Below are 1,596 nucleotides of genomic sequence, written 5' to 3'. Positions count from 1 at the left end.
AAATCAGGGGCGGCTTCACGGACTTAGCATCGCAACGTTCAGTACTGGGCGTTTCAAAGCGGGTACCGGAATATCAACCGGTTGTCCATCGACTACGCCTGTCGGCCTCGCCTTAGGTCCCGACTTACCCTGGGCAGATCAGCTTGACCCAGGAACCCTTAGTCAATCGGCGCACCAGTTTCCCACTGGTGTATCGCTACTCATGCCTGCATTCTCACTCGTGAACCGTCCACCACTGCCTTCCGGCGCGGCTTCACCCGGCACACGACGCTCCCCTACCCATCCACACTCCCGTTGGGGATATTGTGTGAATGACACGACTTCGGCGGTACGCTTGAGCCCCGCTACATTGTCGGCGCGGAATCACTTGACCAGTGAGCTATTACGCACTCTTTCAAGGGTGGCTGCTTCTAAGCCAACCTCCTGGTTGTCTCTGCGACTCCACATCCTTTCCCACTTAGCGTACGCTTAGGGGCCTTAGTCGATGCTCTGGGCTGTTTCCCTCTCGACCATGGAGCTTATCCCCCACAGTCTCACTGCCGCGCTCTCACTTACCGGCATTCGGAGTTTGGCTAAGGTCAGTAACCCGGCAGGGCCCATCGCCTATCCAGTGCTCTACCTCCGGCAAGAAACACACGACGCTGCACCTAAATGCATTTCGGGGAGAACCAGCTATCACGGAGTTTGATTGGCCTTTCACCCCTAACCACAGGTCATCCCCCAGGTTTTCAACCCTGGTGGGTTCGGTCCTCCACGACCTCTTACAGCCGCTTCAACCTGCCCATGGCTAGATCACTCCGCTTCGGGTCTTGAGCACGCTACTACACCGCCCTATTCGGACTCGCTTTCGCTACGGCTACCCCACACGGGTTAACCTCGCAACGCACCGCAAACTCGCAGGCTCATTCTTCAAAAGGCACGCAGTCACGACTGAAGTTCCGAAGAACAACAGCGACGCTCCCACGGCTTGTAGGCACACGGTTTCAGGTACTATTTCACTCCGCTCCCGCGGTACTTTTCACCATTCCCTCACGGTACTATCCGCTATCGGTCACCAGGGAATATTTAGGCTTAACGGGTGGTCCCGCCAGATTCACACGGGATTTCTCGGGCCCCGTGCTACTTGGGTGGCTCTCAAGAGAGCCGCCAGTGTTTCGGCTACGGGGGTCTTACCCTCTACGCCGGACCTTTCGCATGTCCTTCGCCTACACCAACGGTTTCTTACTCTCCGGCCAGTCGGCAGACTGACCAAGAAAGCTCCCACGACCCCGCATGCGCAACCCCTGCCGGGTATCACACGCATACGGTTTAGCCTGATCCAGTTTCGCTCGCCACTACTCCCGGAATCACGGTTGTTTTCTCTTCCTGCGGGTACTGAGATGTTTCACTTCCCCGCGTTCCCTCCACATACCCTATGTGTTCAGGTATGGGTGACAGCCCATGACGACTGCCGGGTTTCCCCATTCGGACACCCCCGGATCACAGCTCGGTTGACAGCTCCCCGGGGCCTATCGCGGCCTCCCACGTCCTTCATCGGTTCCTGGTGCCAAGGCATCCACCGTGCGCCCTTAAAAACTTGGCCACAGATGCTCGCGT

1 rRNA gene (only partly in view) is annotated in these 1,596 nt (G+C 57.6%); it reads right to left on the bottom strand.

Going from position 1 to position 1,596, the window contains the following annotated elements:
• Positions 1–1,582, bottom strand: a 23S ribosomal RNA gene (locus tag ACIO6U_RS36370) (it extends 1,493 nt beyond the left edge of the window).
• Positions 1,583–1,596 lie beyond the last annotated feature (14 nt).

The organism is Streptomyces sp. NPDC087422, assembly GCF_044744145.1.
Classification (GTDB): Bacteria; Actinomycetota; Actinomycetes; order Streptomycetales; family Streptomycetaceae; genus Actinacidiphila.
Note: the sequence above shows the minus strand (reverse complement) of the source record. Positions and strands in the feature narration are given on the sequence as shown.